The sequence below is a fragment of the Dyadobacter sp. SG02 genome (genome assembly GCF_900109045.1).
Taxonomy (GTDB): domain Bacteria; phylum Bacteroidota; class Bacteroidia; order Cytophagales; family Spirosomataceae; genus Dyadobacter.
The window spans coordinates 136,492-154,872 of record NZ_FNYL01000009.1 but is presented as its reverse complement, the minus strand read 5'-3'; the positions used below and the strand labels follow the sequence as shown (position 1 = coordinate 154,872).

General features: G+C 50.4%; 21 protein-coding genes. 6 read left to right on the top strand and 15 right to left on the bottom strand.

Going from position 1 to position 18,381, the window contains the following annotated elements; all coding sequences use genetic code 11:
• Positions 1–4 precede the first annotated feature (4 nt).
• From BMW93_RS21460 to BMW93_RS21415, 10 genes are all read right to left on the bottom strand, one after another.
• Entirely contained in the window at positions 5–358 is a 354-nt protein-coding gene (locus tag BMW93_RS21460) for a hypothetical protein (protein ID WP_143061696.1), read from the bottom strand.
• Between the two features lie 229 nt (positions 359–587).
• Positions 588–1,217, bottom strand: coding sequence for a response regulator transcription factor (locus BMW93_RS21455; RefSeq protein ID WP_229240661.1), 630 nt, complete (start codon positions 1,215–1,217; stop codon positions 588–590).
• Between the two features lie 46 nt (positions 1,218–1,263).
• Positions 1,264–1,893 carry a response regulator transcription factor gene (locus BMW93_RS21450; protein WP_090381123.1) on the bottom strand — a complete coding sequence of 210 codons (630 nt, stop codon included), beginning with the start codon at positions 1,891–1,893 and terminating at the stop codon, positions 1,264–1,266.
• 135 nt (positions 1,894–2,028) lie between these two features.
• Positions 2,029–3,351: a T9SS type A sorting domain-containing protein gene (locus BMW93_RS21445; protein ID WP_090381120.1), complete on the bottom strand. Its 1,323-nt coding sequence runs from the start codon at positions 3,349–3,351 to the stop codon at positions 2,029–2,031.
• 30 nt (positions 3,352–3,381) lie between these two features.
• The gene (locus BMW93_RS21440; protein ID WP_143061695.1) at positions 3,382–4,107 is read right to left on the bottom strand and encodes a hypothetical protein; all 726 of its coding nucleotides are present in this window, start codon (positions 4,105–4,107) and stop codon (positions 3,382–3,384) included.
• Positions 4,108–4,195: 88 nt separating this feature from the next.
• Positions 4,196–5,521, bottom strand: coding sequence for a T9SS type A sorting domain-containing protein (locus BMW93_RS21435; protein WP_090381116.1), 1,326 nt, complete (start codon positions 5,519–5,521; stop codon positions 4,196–4,198).
• Positions 5,522–5,608: 87 nt separating this feature from the next.
• Entirely contained in the window at positions 5,609–6,286 is a 678-nt protein-coding gene (locus BMW93_RS21430) for a hypothetical protein (protein WP_090381113.1), read from the bottom strand.
• 26 nt (positions 6,287–6,312) lie between these two features.
• Entirely contained in the window at positions 6,313–7,200 is an 888-nt protein-coding gene (locus BMW93_RS21425; RefSeq protein ID WP_090381111.1) for a tail fiber domain-containing protein, read from the bottom strand.
• A 68-nt stretch (positions 7,201–7,268) separates the two neighbouring features.
• Entirely contained in the window at positions 7,269–7,994 is a 726-nt protein-coding gene (locus BMW93_RS21420) for a hypothetical protein (protein WP_090381108.1), read from the bottom strand.
• A 596-nt stretch (positions 7,995–8,590) separates the two neighbouring features.
• Positions 8,591–9,031, bottom strand: coding sequence for a DUF5990 family protein (locus BMW93_RS21415; RefSeq protein ID WP_090381106.1), 441 nt, complete (start codon positions 9,029–9,031; stop codon positions 8,591–8,593).
• A gap of 177 nt (positions 9,032–9,208) precedes the next feature.
• On the opposite strand from BMW93_RS21415, the gene BMW93_RS21410 reads away from it, so the two are divergent.
• The 3 genes from BMW93_RS21410 to xth all read left to right on the top strand — a co-directional run bounded on the left by BMW93_RS21410 (position 9,209) and on the right by xth (position 11,086).
• On the top strand, positions 9,209–9,634 hold the full coding sequence (locus BMW93_RS21410; protein WP_090381103.1) for a response regulator: 426 nt from the start codon (positions 9,209–9,211) through the stop codon (positions 9,632–9,634).
• Between the two features lie 118 nt (positions 9,635–9,752).
• Positions 9,753–10,208 (top strand): PA2169 family four-helix-bundle protein, encoded by a 456-nt coding sequence (locus tag BMW93_RS21405; protein WP_090381101.1) that lies wholly within the window; start codon positions 9,753–9,755, stop codon positions 10,206–10,208.
• 101 nt (positions 10,209–10,309) lie between these two features.
• Positions 10,310–11,086: an exodeoxyribonuclease III gene (gene xth / locus BMW93_RS21400; RefSeq protein ID WP_090381098.1), complete on the top strand. Its 777-nt coding sequence runs from the start codon at positions 10,310–10,312 to the stop codon at positions 11,084–11,086.
• A 34-nt stretch (positions 11,087–11,120) separates the two neighbouring features.
• Here the strand turns inward: xth and BMW93_RS21395 are convergent, their stop codons facing one another.
• The gene (locus BMW93_RS21395; protein WP_090381096.1) at positions 11,121–11,468 is read right to left on the bottom strand and encodes a nuclear transport factor 2 family protein; all 348 of its coding nucleotides are present in this window, start codon (positions 11,466–11,468) and stop codon (positions 11,121–11,123) included.
• 110 nt (positions 11,469–11,578) lie between these two features.
• On the bottom strand, positions 11,579–13,954 hold the full coding sequence (locus BMW93_RS21390; RefSeq protein WP_090381093.1) for an ABC transporter permease: 2,376 nt from the start codon (positions 13,952–13,954) through the stop codon (positions 11,579–11,581).
• A gap of 160 nt (positions 13,955–14,114) precedes the next feature.
• On the opposite strand from BMW93_RS21390, the gene BMW93_RS21385 reads away from it, so the two are divergent.
• Entirely contained in the window at positions 14,115–15,230 is a 1,116-nt protein-coding gene (locus BMW93_RS21385; protein ID WP_090381091.1) for an NAD(P)-binding domain-containing protein, read from the top strand.
• Between the two features lie 12 nt (positions 15,231–15,242).
• Here the strand turns inward: BMW93_RS21385 and BMW93_RS21380 are convergent, their stop codons facing one another.
• From BMW93_RS21380 to BMW93_RS21370, 3 genes are all read right to left on the bottom strand, one after another.
• Positions 15,243–15,635 (bottom strand): RidA family protein, encoded by a 393-nt coding sequence (locus tag BMW93_RS21380; protein WP_090381088.1) that lies wholly within the window; start codon positions 15,633–15,635, stop codon positions 15,243–15,245.
• Between the two features lie 88 nt (positions 15,636–15,723).
• The gene (locus BMW93_RS21375) at positions 15,724–16,284 is read right to left on the bottom strand and encodes a Crp/Fnr family transcriptional regulator (RefSeq protein WP_090381087.1); all 561 of its coding nucleotides are present in this window, start codon (positions 16,282–16,284) and stop codon (positions 15,724–15,726) included.
• A gap of 26 nt (positions 16,285–16,310) precedes the next feature.
• A complete protein-coding gene (locus BMW93_RS21370) occupies positions 16,311–16,664 on the bottom strand; it encodes a helix-turn-helix domain-containing protein (protein ID WP_090381084.1) in 354 nt (117 codons plus the stop codon).
• A gap of 105 nt (positions 16,665–16,769) precedes the next feature.
• Here BMW93_RS21370 and BMW93_RS21365 point away from each other — a divergent pair, with 105 nt between their 5' ends.
• Complete coding sequence (locus BMW93_RS21365) at positions 16,770–17,525, top strand: SDR family NAD(P)-dependent oxidoreductase (RefSeq protein ID WP_090381496.1); 756 nt, start codon at positions 16,770–16,772, stop codon at positions 17,523–17,525.
• A gap of 41 nt (positions 17,526–17,566) precedes the next feature.
• Positions 17,567–18,337 carry an SDR family oxidoreductase gene (locus BMW93_RS21360; RefSeq protein WP_090381082.1) on the top strand — a complete coding sequence of 257 codons (771 nt, stop codon included), beginning with the start codon at positions 17,567–17,569 and terminating at the stop codon, positions 18,335–18,337.
• Positions 18,338–18,381: the final 44 nt, after the last annotated feature.

The following is an 18,381-nucleotide window of genomic DNA, read 5'->3' as shown; positions in this document are numbered from 1 at the left end:
GTTTTTATCCAGCTTCTGGATGTAGGCATAAGCCGGTAGCTCCTGCCGTCAAAGGGGTTACGCCCGGACCGGGATCGAAATCGACGGTTTCGAAGTAATTCCCGACCATATAGGTGTTTCCTGCCGGGTCGGTAGCGCCTCCCCGCGGGGTAGCTACGGCCCCTGCTGTAACCAGGCCGGGTTCTGCTACCCACACATGACCTACGTCCTGCGTTGCTTGGGCCCGCGCCTGGCCGGATTGCAGCCAGAGCAAGAAAAGGCAACATAAAGCTGCCAGCCCGGCATTGCGGCCCGATCGTGCTGGATTGCCCAATCGCCTGGCAGTCAATGCTAACTTGATAAATAATTGTTTCATCATTTAATGTAGAGTTTGGTTCGTTAAAAGCGCCTTGGCGGCATACATTTTCATTTTATCATAGGCAGTCACTGGGTTGAGGTGGACGATTTCTCGGAGTTGTGTGTGTATAATGCTTGAAATCTTGTCGGCGGCAGATCCGGGACAGCACAGCGATTCCTCCCGTCCCTTTCGGACATACGGGCCGGTAATCGCCTTTCCAGGTATTCGAGAAGTACAACCGGGACGAGTATCAATCCCCGACTTTCTTGGATAGTTCGAGGACGCTGGTGACGCCCATTTTTTGAAATATCCGGGCCTTGAAGGTGCTGACAGTATTGGAGCGAAGGTTTAAATCCAGCGCGATCTCCTTCACCCATTTGCCCTTTATTAACATATTCATCACTTCCCGCTCGCGTTCCGATAGTCCCAGCGGTGTCTTTCGGGTTTTGCCGCCAGAGATTCCTGTTGAAACCGTATCGAGCAACCTTTCCTGAACCGTCAGACTGACATACCGTTTTTTCTTCATGACCGTCGTGATGGCGGTGATCATTTCGTTTCTTTCCGCGGACTTCGATAAATAGCCGTTCGCACCGGCGGTAATATATTCCAATGCATGTGTCTGCTCATCCGCGGCAGAGCACATCAGGATTACCACTTCGGGCCGCCATTGTCTGATGCGTTCGATCATCAGCTTTCCCTTTCCTCCGGGTATATCGATATCGAGTAAGATCAAATCGAATGGAGATCCCTGTACATGCGCTATTCCGCTTTCAAAACTGTCTGCTTCGACAATGGTTGTCTGGGGATACAGTTCGTTCAGCACGATTTTTTGACTCATCCGGACCAGGAAGTGATCCTCAATTAGTAGAATTTTCATCATTCAAAATTTTTGTTGGTACGGGTGCAGTAATCAACTATTCGGTTTGTCAGTAATTGGGTTTCTTGTTGACTAAAACCTTGTTGAGCTTGATGGCCAGATCCACTACATTGTCTACTTCGAGCTTTTGGAAGATTTTTCGTTTGTAGTAGCCTACACTTTTTGAGCTGCCCCCGGCGATGACAGCGATTTCCTGATGCGACTTGTTGGTGACTAACAGATCGGCCATCAACTCTTCCCTTTTGGTCAGCGTCTGATTAAGAGGCTTTTCGGTAATGTGGGACAGTAATTGTTGTTGAATGTCGGAACTGATATACCGCGTGTTATTTTCGGCCCGCCGAAGGCCTTCATGGATTTCTTCCGGCAATGACTTGTTGGAAAACAGCGCCGTAGCACCAGCCCGGATAAACGTATACATGAACTGGGTCTGATCGCCGAGGTTGACCAGGATCGCCGTGTGCGGATTTGCATTCTTGAAATTGCCGAGCAGAACCGTGTCTTTCGCGTCGGCCGCTCCGGCGTCCAGGATCATCGCCTGGCATTCATATACGGGTGAAACCTCAATGGCATTCCGGACTGTGGTAGTTTCGACGATAATGCCATCCGGGTACTGTTTTTTGACAACAGCACGTATTGCCATCGAAAATAAATGGTTATCGGTAACGATTAATATCGTCATGAGCAGGTAGGGTTATTCATGAAAACGGGTGCTGCGCGTGCCGTCGGTTGAAGGTGTGACGGCCAGGGGCAAAAAAATGCTTGAAGGGCGTTCATCAACGATCCGGACCTCAATGGTGATCCGGATCGCATGACGTCACCTTGTAATGGCCACTTTGTGTGTGTTGATAGTGCCGTCAAACAGGGCCAGGGTAACGATGTAGGTGCCCGGTGCCAGTTTGCTGACATCGACGCCCTGATCGGAAACCTTTTGCTGCTGGAGTACATTCCTGCCCGACGTGTTCCTGATCGATACTTCCCGGACCCTGGCATAGTCGTTCACCAGAAGTTTGTCTGATACCGGGTTGGGGTAAGTGCTGATGGCGGCACCGTCGAATCTGACGTTACGGGCAATGCTATACGTGAACGTATTGTCCTTGTCGACCATCTTCAACCGGTACAGGTTCACTCCTGAAAGCGGGTTATTGTCTACAAAAGAATAGTCTACCAGTACGGCACTTTCCTCCGAGGAGGCAACGGTCCCGATATTGTTCCAGTTTTTACCGTTCGCGCTGCGTTCCACATCGAACCGGTCGCTGTTGGTTTCTTCGGTGGTAGTCCAGGTGAGTAAAGTTGTCTGCCCTTCGGCAACGGCCGCGAACCGGGTCAGGGTTACCGGCAGCGGAACGACAAGCGAGGCAAATGTGTAGGCTGTGTAAGTATCGGGGGCCAGGGGATTTACGGTCGTGATCGAGCCCGCGGACAGGTCGCTGGTGCCGCCTAAAACCGACGTGACATCGGTTTTCGAAGGGATAGCCTCCCATTGGGTCCCATTCCATCCAACAATGGTCAGTTTGCCGAGTTGTCCACCGGTCAATGTGGAAATGGCGCTGCCTGCGTCCCAGGTCAATGTCAACGGGGTCGCATTTGCCCCGTCGATGTCCCAGTATTCGACAGTGCTAACGACCTCGACGTTAAGTCCCATGCTGCTGGTAGCGAACGGCCCTCCGGAGGGAAGCGCGGCATAGTCCGAGCCTGTGAACAGGTTACTTGTAACGGCGGTATTGGCGTCGGCATGAAAATAGGCGCCCATGACGCCATCTGCCGAAGCCGCAAACTGACCCAGCGAACCATTGTCTCCGACAGGGAAAATAAATTGCCCCGCCCCGTACTTACGCACATAGCCGTCCACATAGCCCGCATCTGAAGCACCTGTGGAGGTAAGGTTATCACCCGCGAAATTGAGCACGCCGAAGTTGCCTGCTGCGCGCTCGGTCAGGATAACGCCCGGCTGGGCGCCACCTCCGCCTGTAACGAAGTTATGGTTGCTGAAAAAGGTCATCTGGGCACCGCCGAAGATCGTCGTATTGCCCTGGCTGCCTTCCTGCGCCTGGGCAACTACGCCCGGCAAAAGCAAAGTACCAAGCAGTGCCCTGCTGATCCATCCTTTTCGGGACGCATTGGTATATCGTTGTTTCATTATAAAGTCCGTTTAATGGCATTTAGGGATCTAGTTTTTATTACAATCGATACGGGTACCGGAGAAGAAAATCGCGGCAGTAGTTACCGAATCAGGCTTGACGCCGCTGACATGATCGGAATTTATTTGAAACGTGACCTTGTCGCCTGCTGTAAAGTAATTGGCAGATGTTACATCCTGCCATGCCCCGACTCCGTAAACCAATTCGGGCGAAACAGTGTGACTTAAAAGACCCTTGGAAGCGGAAACCAAATCAATAGAGGTATTTCTGGAACCCGTAGTGCCGATAGCAACATTGTAAGTACCCACTGAGCCGTGGAAGATGTAGAATCCATTCTCAGGGATGGTATATTCCCCGGTTGCACTATCATATGCGCCGGACGGAGAGTAAACAACGTTATTAGCAATCAGCTTGACTGGCGTATATACGCCGGTATTGACAACCGGCGTGGTTGTATTATCGCCCTTCGCATCAAAGCTGGCGCACCCGGCTCCGCTTGTTTGCCAGCTGCCGCCCCCGTTGGCATCGGAGGTAAATACTTTTCCGGCACCCTGGGTTCCATCCGTGATGGTCACCTGTCCGGTTGTTTTGTTAATGGAGGTTTTTCTTCCGGGGGTAGAAGCTTCTACTTCCAGGTTATTATTCGGGTCAATGGTCGTAGGGTTGCTTCCGATTTTGACCTGTGCGAAGGAGACTGATGATGCCGCAAGTCCCACTGTTAGTACAAATGCTGAAAATAGTGTAGATGTTTTCATAACGGATTTGTTTAATGCAAATAGTTGGAGAGGAATGATGTAAGCAGGTCCCGGGTTACAAACTATAACCCGGGGCCTGCTTTCGATATCACCTTGTAACGATTATTTTGTGTGTGCTGATAGTGCCGTCAAACATGGTCAATGTGATGACGTAAATGCCTTGTGGAAGCCTTGTTACGTCAATTCCGGCAGAAGACGGTTGTTGACTCGCAAGGACTTTCACACCGCTAGCGTTATGTAAATCTGCTTGTTTGACTAATTGATGGTCGCGGATCAGAATCTTGTCTACTACCGGGTTCGGGTATGGTACCAAACCGATGCCGGCTACTATTTCCGCCGAACGGATAGTGCTATACGCGAAGGTTCCGTCCAGGTCGACCATTTTTAGCCTATAAAAATTTCGGCCTGTCAGCGGATTGGTATCTGTATGGGAATAATTGACGAGCACTTTGCTGTCACCCTGGGAAGAAACCGAGGCAATGAGGCTCCATTGCTTTCCGTTGCTGCTACGTTCGATATCGAAACGGTCGCTGTTGGATTCCTCGGTTGTCGACCAGTTGAGTACGACAGTCCGGCTTTCGGTAACCACTGTAAACCTGGTTAAAGTGACCGGCAGCGGAAGGGTAAGCGATGCGAACGTATAGGCCGTATAGGTATCGGGGGCCAACGGTGAGGTTGTCGTGATAGAACCGGTTGTCAGGTCGCTGCTGCCGCCCAATACCGATGTAGTATCCACTTTGGATGGAATGGCTACCCATTGTGTCCCGTTCCATCCGACAATCGTCAGCTTGTTGAGCTGGCTGTTTGTCAATGTACCGATGGCACTTCCGGCGTCCCATGTCAAGGTCAGCGGCGTAGCATTCGCTCCATCGATATCCCAATACTCAACCGTGCTCACAACATCGACATTGGTACCCATGCTGCTGGTGGCAAAAGGGCCGCCGGTGGGGAGTGCAGCGTAGTCGGTTCCCGTGAAAAGATTGCTGGTAACGGCCGTATTGGCATCTGCGTGAAAATAGGCGCCCATCACGCCATCGGCCGAAGCCGCAAACTGGCCCAGCGAACCATTGTCTCCGACAGGGAAAACAAATTGTCCCGCCCCGTACTTACGCACATAGCCGTCCACATAACCCGCGTCTGAGGCACCTGTGGAGGTAAGGTTATCGCCCGCGAAATTGAGCACGCCGAAGTTGCCTGCTGCGCGCTCGGTCAGGATCACGCCCGGCTGGGCACCGCCACCGCCGGTAACGAAGTTATGGTTGCTGAAAAAGGTCATCTGGGCACCGCCGAAGATCGTCGTGTTGCCCTGGCTGCCTTCCTGCGCCTGGGCGAGGTTTCCAACTAAAAGCAAGGCTGTCGAGGCAGCCAGACTTATCCATCCTTTTCGGGATGAAGTGGTATAGTTTTGTTTCATTGTAATGTCTGTTTAATGCTTTGAATGGATGTTTGCGTTCGAAAGCAACTTACTTTCAAACCCGCGATCAGCTAACTGAAAGGCCTATCAAAATGGCCCGACAGCATAGGTTTCCGTAAATCGCAGTTCGCCGGAAAAGAAACCGGTTTGAAACCAGAAGTAAAGCGTTTGAGGACCCGCAACCGTAACTCTGAACGATGGGGTTGTATGGTATGCCCCACCGGCAATAACCATCCATTCCGCTGCCACGCCCACCGCATCATAAGTTGAAGGGCTGGTCGACAAAGCGGTATTGATAAAAGCCTGGTTACCGACAGGGTAAACTGTGGAAGCTGTCGGCATCGTCCATTGGGCGGTAACCATGTAAGTACCTGCCCTGGGCAACGTGATCGTTGCACCTGAATAGGTAGCAAACGTTCCCGTATTGGTGACCGTTACCTGATTCCCCGTAGTTCCGTTGACCATTGCCCCGGCCAATGGATTTTGCCAACTGGTACCGCCGGCTGCATCCGAAGTCAATACTTTTCCGGCGCCCTCAGTACCGTCGGTAATGGTTACCTGGCCCGTTGTTTTGTCTATTTTCGTCTTGCGTCCGGGGGTAGAGGCCTCCACTTCCAAATTGGAGTTGGGCTCGATAGTCGTCGGGTTCGTTCCAATTTTCACCTGTGCGAAAGCGGTGGAAGAGCCGACAAGCATTGCGGCGGCAAATAGCGCTGAGGTTAACTTTGTCCTGGAAATTTTGGATAATAGAATTTGTGTTTTCATATCGATGAGTTTTAAAATATCAGCATTTACCGGCTCACGGATTTTGTATTCTCCACACCACTAAGCAGCCGTTCCAGCTGTGATATACGGTTATTGAGTTCGGAGTAAGAGGCTTCTTTATGTTTTAGTTCTGCGCTCAGCTGCGCTTTCTGGCTTTCTAGAGCTTCTACTTTCTCGTTCAACTCTTGCACCGATTTAACCAGCATGGGAACCAGCTTGCTGTAATCCACCTGCCAGGGGTTAGCTTTGGCATCGGCACCGCCAACGGAAACGGCTTGTGGGTAAACTTTGTGTAATTCCTGAGCCAGTACACCGGTGGAAAGCGTTTTTTTGGAATCTGCTTTGAAATTATAATCATACACCCTGACGGCTTTCAACGCTTCCAGCCCGAATTTCGTGGTGTGGATGTTTTCTTTCAGGCGTTGATCTGAAGTGGTCATGTAAACTACTCCCGCTGCGCCGTTGTATCGGATTGAGCCAACACTAGCCGGAACGCCATCCACAGTAAAAATGGCGAACGAATTTTCGATGGTACCTGAAGGCTTGGCAAGATGGAGCGGGGCGCCGCCTCTGCGCTGGATGCCGACCCACAAATCCGCACCCGTAGCGTATACCTGCATACCGTCTATATTGGATGTCCCGGTCCAAATGTCGCCGGATTGTGTGCCTGGACCTGCCAGGATCTTGGTAGTTCCGCGAACATCCAGCCAGGCTTGCGGCGCTATCGTATTAATGCCAACGGCACCAGATTGCATCACGACCGCATGCGCGCTACTAGCGCCCTCTACATCCAGATTGGCACCTGGGGTGATCGTAGTCGGGTTTGCCCCGATTTTAACCTGGGCCATGGAGGCGGTCGATGCCGTGGCAGCTACGGCGAATGCGATCGCCGATAACAAATACTTTGTTTTCATATCGTTGACGTTTAGAAATTGTGGAATTGCCTTTTACGTGCACAGAGGATATTCAACCGCCCGGTGCATCAATCTATTTTGGTAACGGTCATGTAAGCACGTCCGCAGGTACCGGTCCAGATGGGGTTCACGGGAGGATTTCCGTCCGTCTGCATCGTGTACCCTTCCAGCGAGATGCCGTCGCCAGTTGTTAATCTGCCCGTGTAAACGACAGATTGCCAGTCCCCGGCCGTCGCGCCCATCGGGCTGGTTCCCTTGAAGATGGGACCGCCATTTTCCGATACTACCCATATCCTCGTCCACAGTGTGACACCGGCGCCGGTGGTGCTGATGCAAGAAAGCCCTACCTGGACCGAGTACGTGCCATCCGAAGGCACAATAAATCTTTTTGCCCCGCCATCCCAGGACGCTGCCCCCAGGGTCGGGACCAATGGCAGGCGCTGGCTGGGTTCATCGTGTGTAGTAAATGTCGGAATGGTGGCCAGGCCGGTAATGGCCCCGCTGAATGCTGTCACCGGTATCGCAAGGTCCGACTGGCTCCGCCAGGTAGCAACTCCGTTCGCGTCGGAAGTAAGTACTTTCCTGTCGCCCTGGGAGCCGTCGGCGATTGTCAATTTACCCGTGGTTTTGTGGATACTGATTTTTTTGGTCGGATCGGAGCTTTCGACTTCCAGGTTATTGTTCGGATCGATTGTGGTCGGATTCGAACCAATTTTAACCTGGGCAAAAGTGAGTGATGACACAGCCAATACCGCATTGAGCAGCAGCGTAGAAATTAGTCGACGTGTTTTCATATAACTGATTTTAGATTAACAAATGCTTTTCGTGTAAGCGACCAACCGGTCATGAGGCATTGATCATCCGCTTGTCCCGAATAGGCCTGTAATGCGGAGCGCCGGCTCAATCCTGACCTTTTGGTCTGGAACAAACATAGAGAGACTGTCCCGAACCGACCCGTCGAGATCTACAAAAACAACCCAGATATAGATCTACAAATGTAGTAGCAAGTCGACGTTGAGGCTTGTTGTTATTGGGCGTGCCCCTGACAGACCCGGATTGCGGGGACGGATAGCGGTGGCGTCAATGTGTCGCCCCGGCCACAATTATGGGTAGCGAGGTAAAGTTCCGCGCAGTCCGGCAGGAAACTTTGAAACCTATAACCGGGAGTTATACGTAGGGGAATGTCTACAAATTAATTTTATGTTAACTGCGCCCAAATGTGTCGAATAGCAGGCATCTGACACCTGGTGGAAGCCCACCTGCGGAATATCCGGATCGCGCATCGAATGCCGGGCATCGAATGCCGGGCATCGAATGCCGCGCAGCAAAAACAATTGCTGGAAGGCAACGGCTGAATAGGCGCCGGTCGGAAGAAGATTCTATTTTTAGTCTATGATGGTTTAACGTGCCAACCCGCAAAAGGGTTAACTGTCGCACAGTTTGGCCCGCCATCCCGACCAATCCCGGGAACGCTAGTTTGCAACATTGAGTTGTCAGGTAACGATTCGATTTCCTTCCAGGTAATTCCTGTCAAAGGAATTTTAAGCCGTCGCGCCCAAATCGTATCGGATTGGCCAGCGTATGTGCCGATGTCGATATAAACAAACTTATTATCTGCGGAACCTTGAACAAAACTGCCCGATAATTTGGGGAGTTGATCTTTTGAGCTATCACCTTTCACCTTAACTGTAAACGTAAAGGTTAAATCGTTGGAGGTGGCAATTTGCTTTTGAACGGTTTCGTAATTCGTACCAGCCCCCTTTTGCAGGCCAAAAACCACGTCTGGCGTGGGTTTGATAAGGATGATTTGCAGTGTTATTTCGGATTCCACTTTGTTTTCGAAAAAGTCAGTTATTTAAATGGCGTAGCACGAGCCGGGCATAAAAACCTGAGGGGAATTTTTATTTTTTCTGCTGGAACTGCGGCCTGGTTTTATTCTATTGTGAAGTTAAAAAATAAAAGTTAATACTTTTAAATCCGTTATTTGTGGTAGTCAAACGTCTTCCGCATGTCACTGAAAGGGCCAATTGTTATTATCGATGATGATGTCGACGACCAGGATATGATCGGGGCGATGCTAGAAGAGCTTGCGCTCGTTAACCCGAGCCGCTATTTTGAAAATGGCCAGGCTGCATTGGACTATTTGTTGACTACTCCGGAAAGCCCGTTGCTGATTTTGTGCGATATCAACATGCCTGTCATGAATGGACTCGAACTGCGCGATCAGATTGACGGTGACCCCTATTTGAAAAAGAAGTCGATCCCATTCATTTTCCTGACGACCTCCGATAGCCCTGTACTCGTGCGCAAGGCTTACAATGGCACCATTCAGGGATATTTCAAAAAATGTAACAGCTTCCAGGAAGGCAAGGGCCAACTTCAATTGATCGTCAATTACTGGAAAGACTGCCTCCATCCCAATAATTGCAGGTAATCCCAGGATCCGGATTGACGCACCGGCAACGCTACCCCCATTGGTCCTGACTTAGACTACCAATCTCCTCTGGCATGGTATTTGGCATACTGATGCCTCACAACAAACAGAGATCAATATGGGAACTAATGACAACGTAAGTGGTATTATCGGCGAGTTGATTGAGATTAACAATGACCGGGTCGCCGGCTTTGAGAAGGCGATTGAAGATATCGAGGACGAAAACATTGATTTGAAAACGATATTTGAGGAATATGCCCAGCAAAGCCGCAAGTATGTACAGGAGCTATCTGCGATTGCCGGCACTGCCCCGCATCTGGAAGAAGATAAAAGTGTCAGTGGTACATTGCACCGGGCCTGGATTGATATCAAATCGTTGTTCGGCGGTAGCGACCGTGCCAGCATTCTCTCCGAAGCCGAGCGTGGCGAAGATGCCATCAAGAAAGCTTACCAGGATGCATTAAGCAACAACGAACTTGGTATGCAGGCACTGGAAATTGTCAGAGGGCAGGCGCAGGGAATCTACGCTGCACACGACCGGATCAAAGCTTTGCGAGATACCGCCAAAGCCTGAGACCGGTAAACAAAAACCGAAGCTGCCTCGATTGAGAGGCAGCTTTTTTTGAGTAATGCCTTGATTTACACGGGATTTAGCGATCCATCCAAAACTCGCGCATGAAGATTGCCACATTTAACATCAACGGTATTAACGGGAGGTTACCGGTGCTGCTACGATGGCTCGCGGAAGGGCAACCCGACATCGTTTGCCTCCAGGAGCTGAAAGCGCCCACGGATAAGTTTCCCGCGGCAGCGCTCTCTAAGATAGGCTACAACGCCATCTGGCACGGGCAAAAAATGTGGAACGGGGTAGCGATCCTTGCCAGGGATATGGATTTGCAAGAAGTCCGCAACACACTTCCCGGTGATCAGCACGATGACCATAGCCGGTACATTGAGGCGATCGTCGGCCGGATGCTGGTTTGCTGCCTGTATCTTCCCAACGGCAACCCGGCGCCCGGCCCGAAATTCGATTACAAACTAGCCTGGTTTAAAAGGTTAAAGAAGCACGCAAAGTACTTGCTATCCGAGCAGGTGCCGGTCGTTCTGGCGGGGGACTATAACGTTATTCCAACCGCGCTCGATGTATACAAGCCTGAGCGCTGGGAGGATAATGCTTTGTATTTTCCGCAGGCCCGAAAGGCGTACAAAGACCTTGTGGGCCAGGGTTGGACAGATGCTATCCGTCACCTTCATCCGCAGGAAAGAATTTACACATTCTGGGATTATCTGCGCAATGCCTATGAACGGGATGCCGGCCTTCGTCTGGACCACCTGTTACTAAGTCCTCAAATTGCGCCAAGGCTTGTCGCGGCAGGGGTGGACAGCAACGTCAGAGGATGGGAGAAGGCAAGTGATCACGCGCCGGTTTGGATCCAGCTTTTGGATCAATGAAAGTCTTGATATATTCTCGTTTCATGTGAACATGTCACTCTGCGACTTTAATAACGAACGCGGTCAGTTCCGCCATCTTGCCATCCTCGAAACGCCAAACGTCACAATAGGAATAATGGGTCAGAATCCTGTCCTGGTCCTTTAAATCGATTTTGCCGATTGCGGTAACATAATCGCCTTCTGCGATCAGATTTTCAACCTGGAATTTTGGTGGCTCCAAATAGGTTTCGGCCATGTATTGCCGGACAGCTTCTTTTCCCGTAAGCGTTTGCTCGCCGACGAAAGTCCATACGACGGTATCCGTGCAGAATGCTAAAAATCCTTCGTTGTCGCCGTTCGTTACTGCGGCATTGGCTGATTGCAATACTTCTTTATTATCCATCTTAGTGTAAATGCTTGTTTGACATTTTATCGGTCGCCCCACGACGACGCTGCAAGATAGGGAGGTGATTTCGGATTTACGATGGCAAAATGTGGACGAGATCTGCGCAATTACTCCTTCAATCTTACAGCTAGGTTTAAGTTAACAGCCCTGCTAATTTGTAAACAAACCGTTGTCGCAATGATCAGTACGGAAATGATCGTTGCGGCGACGAATGGCTGAAAGGAAATGTCGACCCGGTAAGCAAAGGTTTGCAACCATTTGGAGGCTATCAAAAGGGAGGTTGGCCAGGCTATCAAATTGGCTATAAGCATGATATAAAAGAATGGCGTTCCTAACGTAACCATAAGGTCCCTTCCTCGTGCACCGAATACTTTCCTGACGGCAATTTCCTTCATTCTGAGGTGGATCGCTTGCGCTGCCGAGGCAAAGAAACCCAGGGAGGCGATGAGCAGGGCCAAAATCGAAAAGTAAGTTAATATCGATTGCGACTGCTCTTGTTTAGCATAGACCTTACCATACAGCTCGTCGAGGAAGTGGTAGTTGAAATTATCCCCATCCAACTTATTAATGCTGCTCCATTCGCGGCCGAGGGTGGCCAGTACAGCCGGTATTGCATTGCCTTCGACACTGATCATAATTTGCGTCTTAGGAACTCCAAGCGGGTTGTTCATCAGATACACAGTGGGTTGAACGTACGACTCGAAGCCGGATGATTTTACATCTTTGGTCACGCCGATGATCCTGTAATGGCCGCTGCGGCCTTGGATCATCGTGCCGACAGGATTCGCCAGCCCCATCTTTTTGGCCGCAGTTTCGTTGATGATTGCATTGGCGGAGTCTACGGGGAATGAGGAGGAGAAAGTTTGACCTTGTTTCAACCGGATGTTCAGGGTTTCAAAATAGTGGTAGCCAACCGCGACGGTCTGCATGGCATGTGTTCTGTTATGCACCACATACTCGTGGGAAGCCGGCATGATCCCCCCTGGAACATGGGACGATACGGCGACGTCTTTCACACCGGGAATCGCTTTTATCCGTGCATCAACGGATTCGAAACTTGCGGGGGTGTTATAAATCGCGAGATTATCGATATATAACACCTGCTTCGCCTGAAAGCCCGGATCTTCCGATTTCATGAAACTGACCTGCTGATTGATGACGATCAGCACGATGACAAAGCCGATGGCAAATGTAAATTGCAGTACCGGGATTACGCCTTTCGCCCAGGAGAACTTTCCGCCTTTTTCGAACTGATTTCCCCTTAACACCTCGGCAGGCCTGAATCCGGCCATCACCACGGCCGGATAGGCCCCGGCCAATAGCGTTAATGCTACCACAGCAAGCAGAAGCTGCATGGCTATCACGCCGTTTATTCCGGAAATCGACAGGTTTACATCCAGCAGTTGATTAAAATAGGGTAAACCTAATGCTACAATCCCGATCGAGATAACGAAGGAGACCATGCATTGGAAAAAAATCTCTGTCAGGAACTGAAAGGCGATCTGTCGTCTGCTAATACCGCTAACTTTCTTGATACCAACTTCTTTGGAGCGCCTGTTGGCCTGCGAAACATACAAATTTGTGAAATTTACACCCGTAACAATCAATATGATCAGCGCAAGAACGATGAGGCCTTTTACAATTTGATCGTTGACGTGAGAACCGTAATGAGGCTTCAAATGCAGATTTTTTAGCGGGTCTAAAAAAATCGTGGGCGCATTCGACATGGCGAGCGCTTCCCTGGCGACGAGGCTGGTGTCTGCCAAAGCGGCTTCCCTGTAAATCGTATCGATCTTTTTTGAAAGCAGACCGATATCCGTACCGGGCTTTACTAACAGGAAAGTCTGGTAAATCTGGTTGGCATAGCTTTGGTCTTTGCCCTGCGTGATATCCTCGCTGAACCCGATGCAGTCGAAACTGAAATTGGTGTTACCCGGCGCATCATCGGCAACCCCGGCAATGGTCATCGGCATCCCGTTCCTGGACATCATCATGACCGTCTTATTTTGAACATTGCTTTCGCCGGGAAAAAGTACCCCGGCAGTACGCGTGGAAAGCAAAACCGTAGGCGCGGCATTGTTAGACGTCAGCTGAAAACCCCTGGGTTTAATTCCCAACATACCGGCCAGCGAATAGTCGGCGCCCACCCAATTTTTGATCAAGAACCTGCCCGAATGCGTGAAGAACGGTATTTGAAACAATGCTGTATTCATACGGCCCGTTTCTTCAACTTCCGGACACGCGTTTTTGATAGCCGCGGCCAATTTTCCCGGCGTGTAAGGCGAAGCTCCGTTAGGCATTTCCCGCTCTACCAGGAAAATCCGGTCAATATTGCCGTTCCACTGATCGTAGCTTGTTTCATTAGCAACATACAACGAGACGAAAGTAAACGTGGCCAAACCGAGCGCAAGCCCGGCAATGTTCAGGAAATTATACCCTTTGGATTTAAGAAAGGCCCGTAATGCAATTTTAAGATGAACCATCTTCACAGGTTTTTAGTAGAATAAAGCGAATAGCTTCTATAAGGAAGGATGCTTCGTTAATATACTAGTATTTACTAATATATTTAAATTTATTATATAACAAATCGGCTTCTTCCGGATTAAGTGAGATATAGTTAGAACGACGCGTAAAAAGTTATAAATGCCAGATAGAATTCGATACAAGACAAAGATCATGGTCATTGGTGCCGGCCAGGCCGGTTTGTCAGCAGCTTATCATTTAAAGAAATTGGGGTTGGAGATCGGACCTGACTTCATCGTACTCGACGCGGCTTCCGCAGCGGGTGGTGCATGGCAATATCGTTGGCCGTCGCTCACGCTTAGTACTGTGAACAAAATCCACGATTTACCGGGAATGTCTTTCGAAGAAACCCTTGACAAGGCTAGTGCGACCGTGCAAGCCAGCATCGCAGTGCCTCATTACTTCGACCTGTACGAGCAAAAATTCGGCATCCGGGTATTTCGCCCGGTGAAAGTAGAGAATGTGTATCTCCACAACGATCGGTTCTACATTGATTCGCCGAAAACGCTGTTTTCAGCAATGGGGATCATTAACGCCACCGGTACATGGGAAAACCCTTACATTCCGACCTACCCGGGGGCTGACCTCTTCGTGGGTGAACAGCTGCATACCAAAGATTTTAAAACTGCCGACTATTTCAAGGGAAAGCGCGTCGTTCTGGTTGGCGCTGGTATATCTGCAATCCAGTTACTCGACCAGATTTCAAAAGTTACCACTACGATCTGGGTCACCCGCCGCGAGCCCGTTTTTAGAGAAGGCCCTTTTGACGATGTTGCCGGCCACAAAGCCGTGGCGATGGTGGAAGAAAGGGTAAGAAACGGTCTGCTGCCTTCCTCTGTCGTTTCCGTAACCGGGCTGCCTCTATCGCCGGAAGTCGTGGACATGAAACGGAGGGGCGTACTCAACCGCTTTCCAATGTTCAGCGAGATCACCCGGACCGGTGTTAAATGGGAAGATGGCAGGGAAGAAAAGGCGGATATCATTCTCTGGAACACCGGCTTCCGAGGGGCGCTGGACCATTTGGAATCCGTTTTGCCCAGAGAAGAAACCGGTGGCATTATCATGGCCGGTCGGCTGGCAACGATGGTCGCAAAAGAACCCCGCATTCATTTACCGGGATACGGTCCGTCTGCGTCCACCATTGGGGCCAACCGTGCCGGGTTGGTGGCAGCCCGGGAGTTGATGGCGACTTTGGGTTTGGCAGAACGGCCGTATGACATTGTTGATAAAAAGTAGCTGCGGCAGATACTATTTCACCACAGTAGCTTCCAATTCCACATTCAACGTTTCGTACAGGCCCACTACCTGCATCAGCGTGACGGTCTGCTTCATGCCGTGTTTCGCCACGAAATCTTTGAAGAGGTCAAAACAGTTGCTGACAAATTCTTCGGAGGATGTCGAGTAAATCGTCAACCGGGCGATGTTGCTGCAATCGTAACCGGCCTGGCTGATGACCGTTTCCAGGTTATGGATCGCTATGCCCAGCTGGGTGCGCATATCGGCATTGCTGGATGTGCCATCGGCGTGTACCGCTGCCTGACCGGCAACGTACAACGTTCCCTTCACATCTTTAACTTCCACGGCCTGAACATAGCTGAGCGCATCTTGCCATTCCCATGGATTAATGATTCTTTTTTCCATTTTATTGTGAGTTGATTTTCAATGCAAACCTAGCGGAATGCCGGAAAACCCTCACGTGAGCCATCGCACGTCTTTGGTGTGACGTACCTCACATCCTGCTCAATGTCTCGCGGGAAACACCCAGGTATGCAGCCAGTTGTGTTTTGGGCAACCGTTGCAGCAGCGAAGGGTGCTGACTGACAAGCTGCTCGTAGCGCTGCCGCGCGTTCGAAGTCAGCAGGGAAAGAATGCGGCGCTGCGATGCCAGAAAGCCGGCCATTACTTTTTCCAGAAAGAAATGCTCGATTTTGGGCAGACCCGCGCGCAATGCATTGAAATCATCCAGCGACAAACAAAGCGCCTCGGTGTCTTCCAGGCATTCCATCGAAAGTGTGGCTCTCGTGCGGGTATAGTATGCCTGAAAATCATTGTCCCACCAATCCTCCATCGCGAATGCGAGAATATGCTGCTTGTCGGTCGCCTCGTCGGTATATACCAGCTTCGTAAGCCCGGAAAGCAGGAAGTAGTTGTAGGGTACCGGCTCGCCCTGCTGCACCATGAATTGATGTTTTTTGAATTTTTTGAAAATGAAATGCTTCCCGACGAATTCGAATTCTTCGTCGGTCAGGGGCAAATGCTTTTCGATATGATGCCTCAGTTTTGAATGCATGGTCCGAATGATCTGATAAAAACGGGCTATTCTCCAATAATCTTTTTACGGTGCTGCATTCCCCATTCGGTCAGGTTGTCGATGATCGTCTGCAAGGTCAGGCCATGCTCGGTCAGTTCGTACTGGACCGTCACCGGCTGGGTGTCCAGCACCGTACGTTTTACCAGCTGGTTGATTTCCAGTTCTTTCAATTCCTTGCTCAGCATTTTGTTGGAAATGCCGTCCACATCGTTGAGGATATCGGAAAACCTTCTTTTGTTGTAATAGCAAATGGAAGATATGATACAAATCTTCCATTTGCCGCTCAGGACGTCCATGGAATCCTGGACAGCCATCATCTCCTTTTTGTGTACGTCGTTCTGACGTGGTTCGCACTGCATAAGTTACCTTGTTACCTCGATGTTACTGTTACTTTTCATCACAAAGTTACGAAAAGTAACTGAGTCAAGCTAATTTTGTATTCCAAACTTAAAAGGAGTAACAAAGTGGACAAATTAGCAAATAAAGTGGCCCTGGTAACGGGCGCTTCCAAAGGTATAGGGGCTGCAATAGCCAAACAATTCGCAGCAGAAGGTGCCAAAGTGGTCGTCAACTATGCATCCAGCAAAGAAGGTGCAGATAGGGTAGTGCAGGCAATCACCGAAAACGGCGGCAGGGCGATCGCCATAAAGGGCGATGTCTCCAATCAGACCGACATCGCCTGGATCTTCGAACAGACAAAGGCGGCATTCGGAGGATTGGACATTCTCGTGAATAATGCGGGCATCTACCAGTACGAGCCAATTGAGCAGGTTACCGCCGAAACATTTCATGAGCAATTCAATATCAATGTGCTGGGTTCGATACTAGCCATTCAGGGTTCGCTGAAACTTTTCGGAGAGGAAGGGGGCAGCATCATCAATATCAGCTCCGAGGCCGGCAAGACACCGCTTCCGACCGGCTCGGTTTACTCGGCTACCAAAGCTGCGCTGGATGCCATTACCATTTCATTATCGAAAGAATTCAGTGGCAAAAACATCCGGATCAACTCCATTTTGCCCGGTGTCGTGGAAACCGAAGGCTCCCGCAGCGCAGGCTTCATAGGCAGCGAAGCCGAGCGAAAGCTGGTGGCTAGTACGCCGTTGGGCCGGACGGGGCAACCCGACGATATCGCGAAAGTGGCTGTATTCCTCGCCTCCGAAGACGCAGCGTGGATTACGGGGGAGAAAATATCCGTTTCCGGTGGCATTTACGGGCTGTAATACCCAATGTACAGACCGATTAACTTTTAAAAACAACAGAAATGAACAAGCTAGAAAACAAAGTCGCCGTCATTACCGGCGGTAATAGCGGCATAGGCTTCGGAATCGCCGAGGCTTTTAAAAATGAAGGTGCAAAGGGCGCCATTACGGGGAGGAACCAGGCTACGCTGGATTATTCCACCAAGGCATTAGGCGGTGGCTTTACCGGCATTCGAGGGGATGTCACCAATACGTCCGACCTGGAAAATATCTTTAAGACAACTGCTGAACAGTTCGGCAAAATTGACGTACTCGTGGTCAATGCAGGCGGTGTAGTAGACGGCATTCCAATGGGTTCGATCAGCGATGTGACCGAAGAAGGCTATGACCGGTATATGGACCTGAACCTGAGGAGCGCCTATTTTACCATCCAAAAGTCGCTGCCATACCTGAACGACGGCGCGTCTATCATCCTGATCGGATCAAGCGCGGCCCATCGCGCCGCTCCGGGGATGGCGATTTACAGTGCCGCCAAAGCGGCGGTTATCTCACTGGCCAAAGGTCTCTCGTTGGATTTACTTTCCAGAAAAATCCGGGTGAACACCCTTTCTCCGGGCTCGATCGATACGCCTGTTTTCGGAAAGCTGGTGCCCGAAGAGCACCTGGCGCAGGTAAAGCAATCATGGATCGATCTTATCCCCGTCGGCAAGCAGGGCCTTCCGTCCGATATCGGAAAAGCAGCGGTATTTCTCGCTTCGGACGATTCGGCTTTTATTGTCGGCACCGAAATTCTTTCCGATGGCGGTATGACCAATATCAGTTTGATGAAATAAATCATGAAGCTCAAACCCGGCGTGGAAATTTGAGGAGACGGACG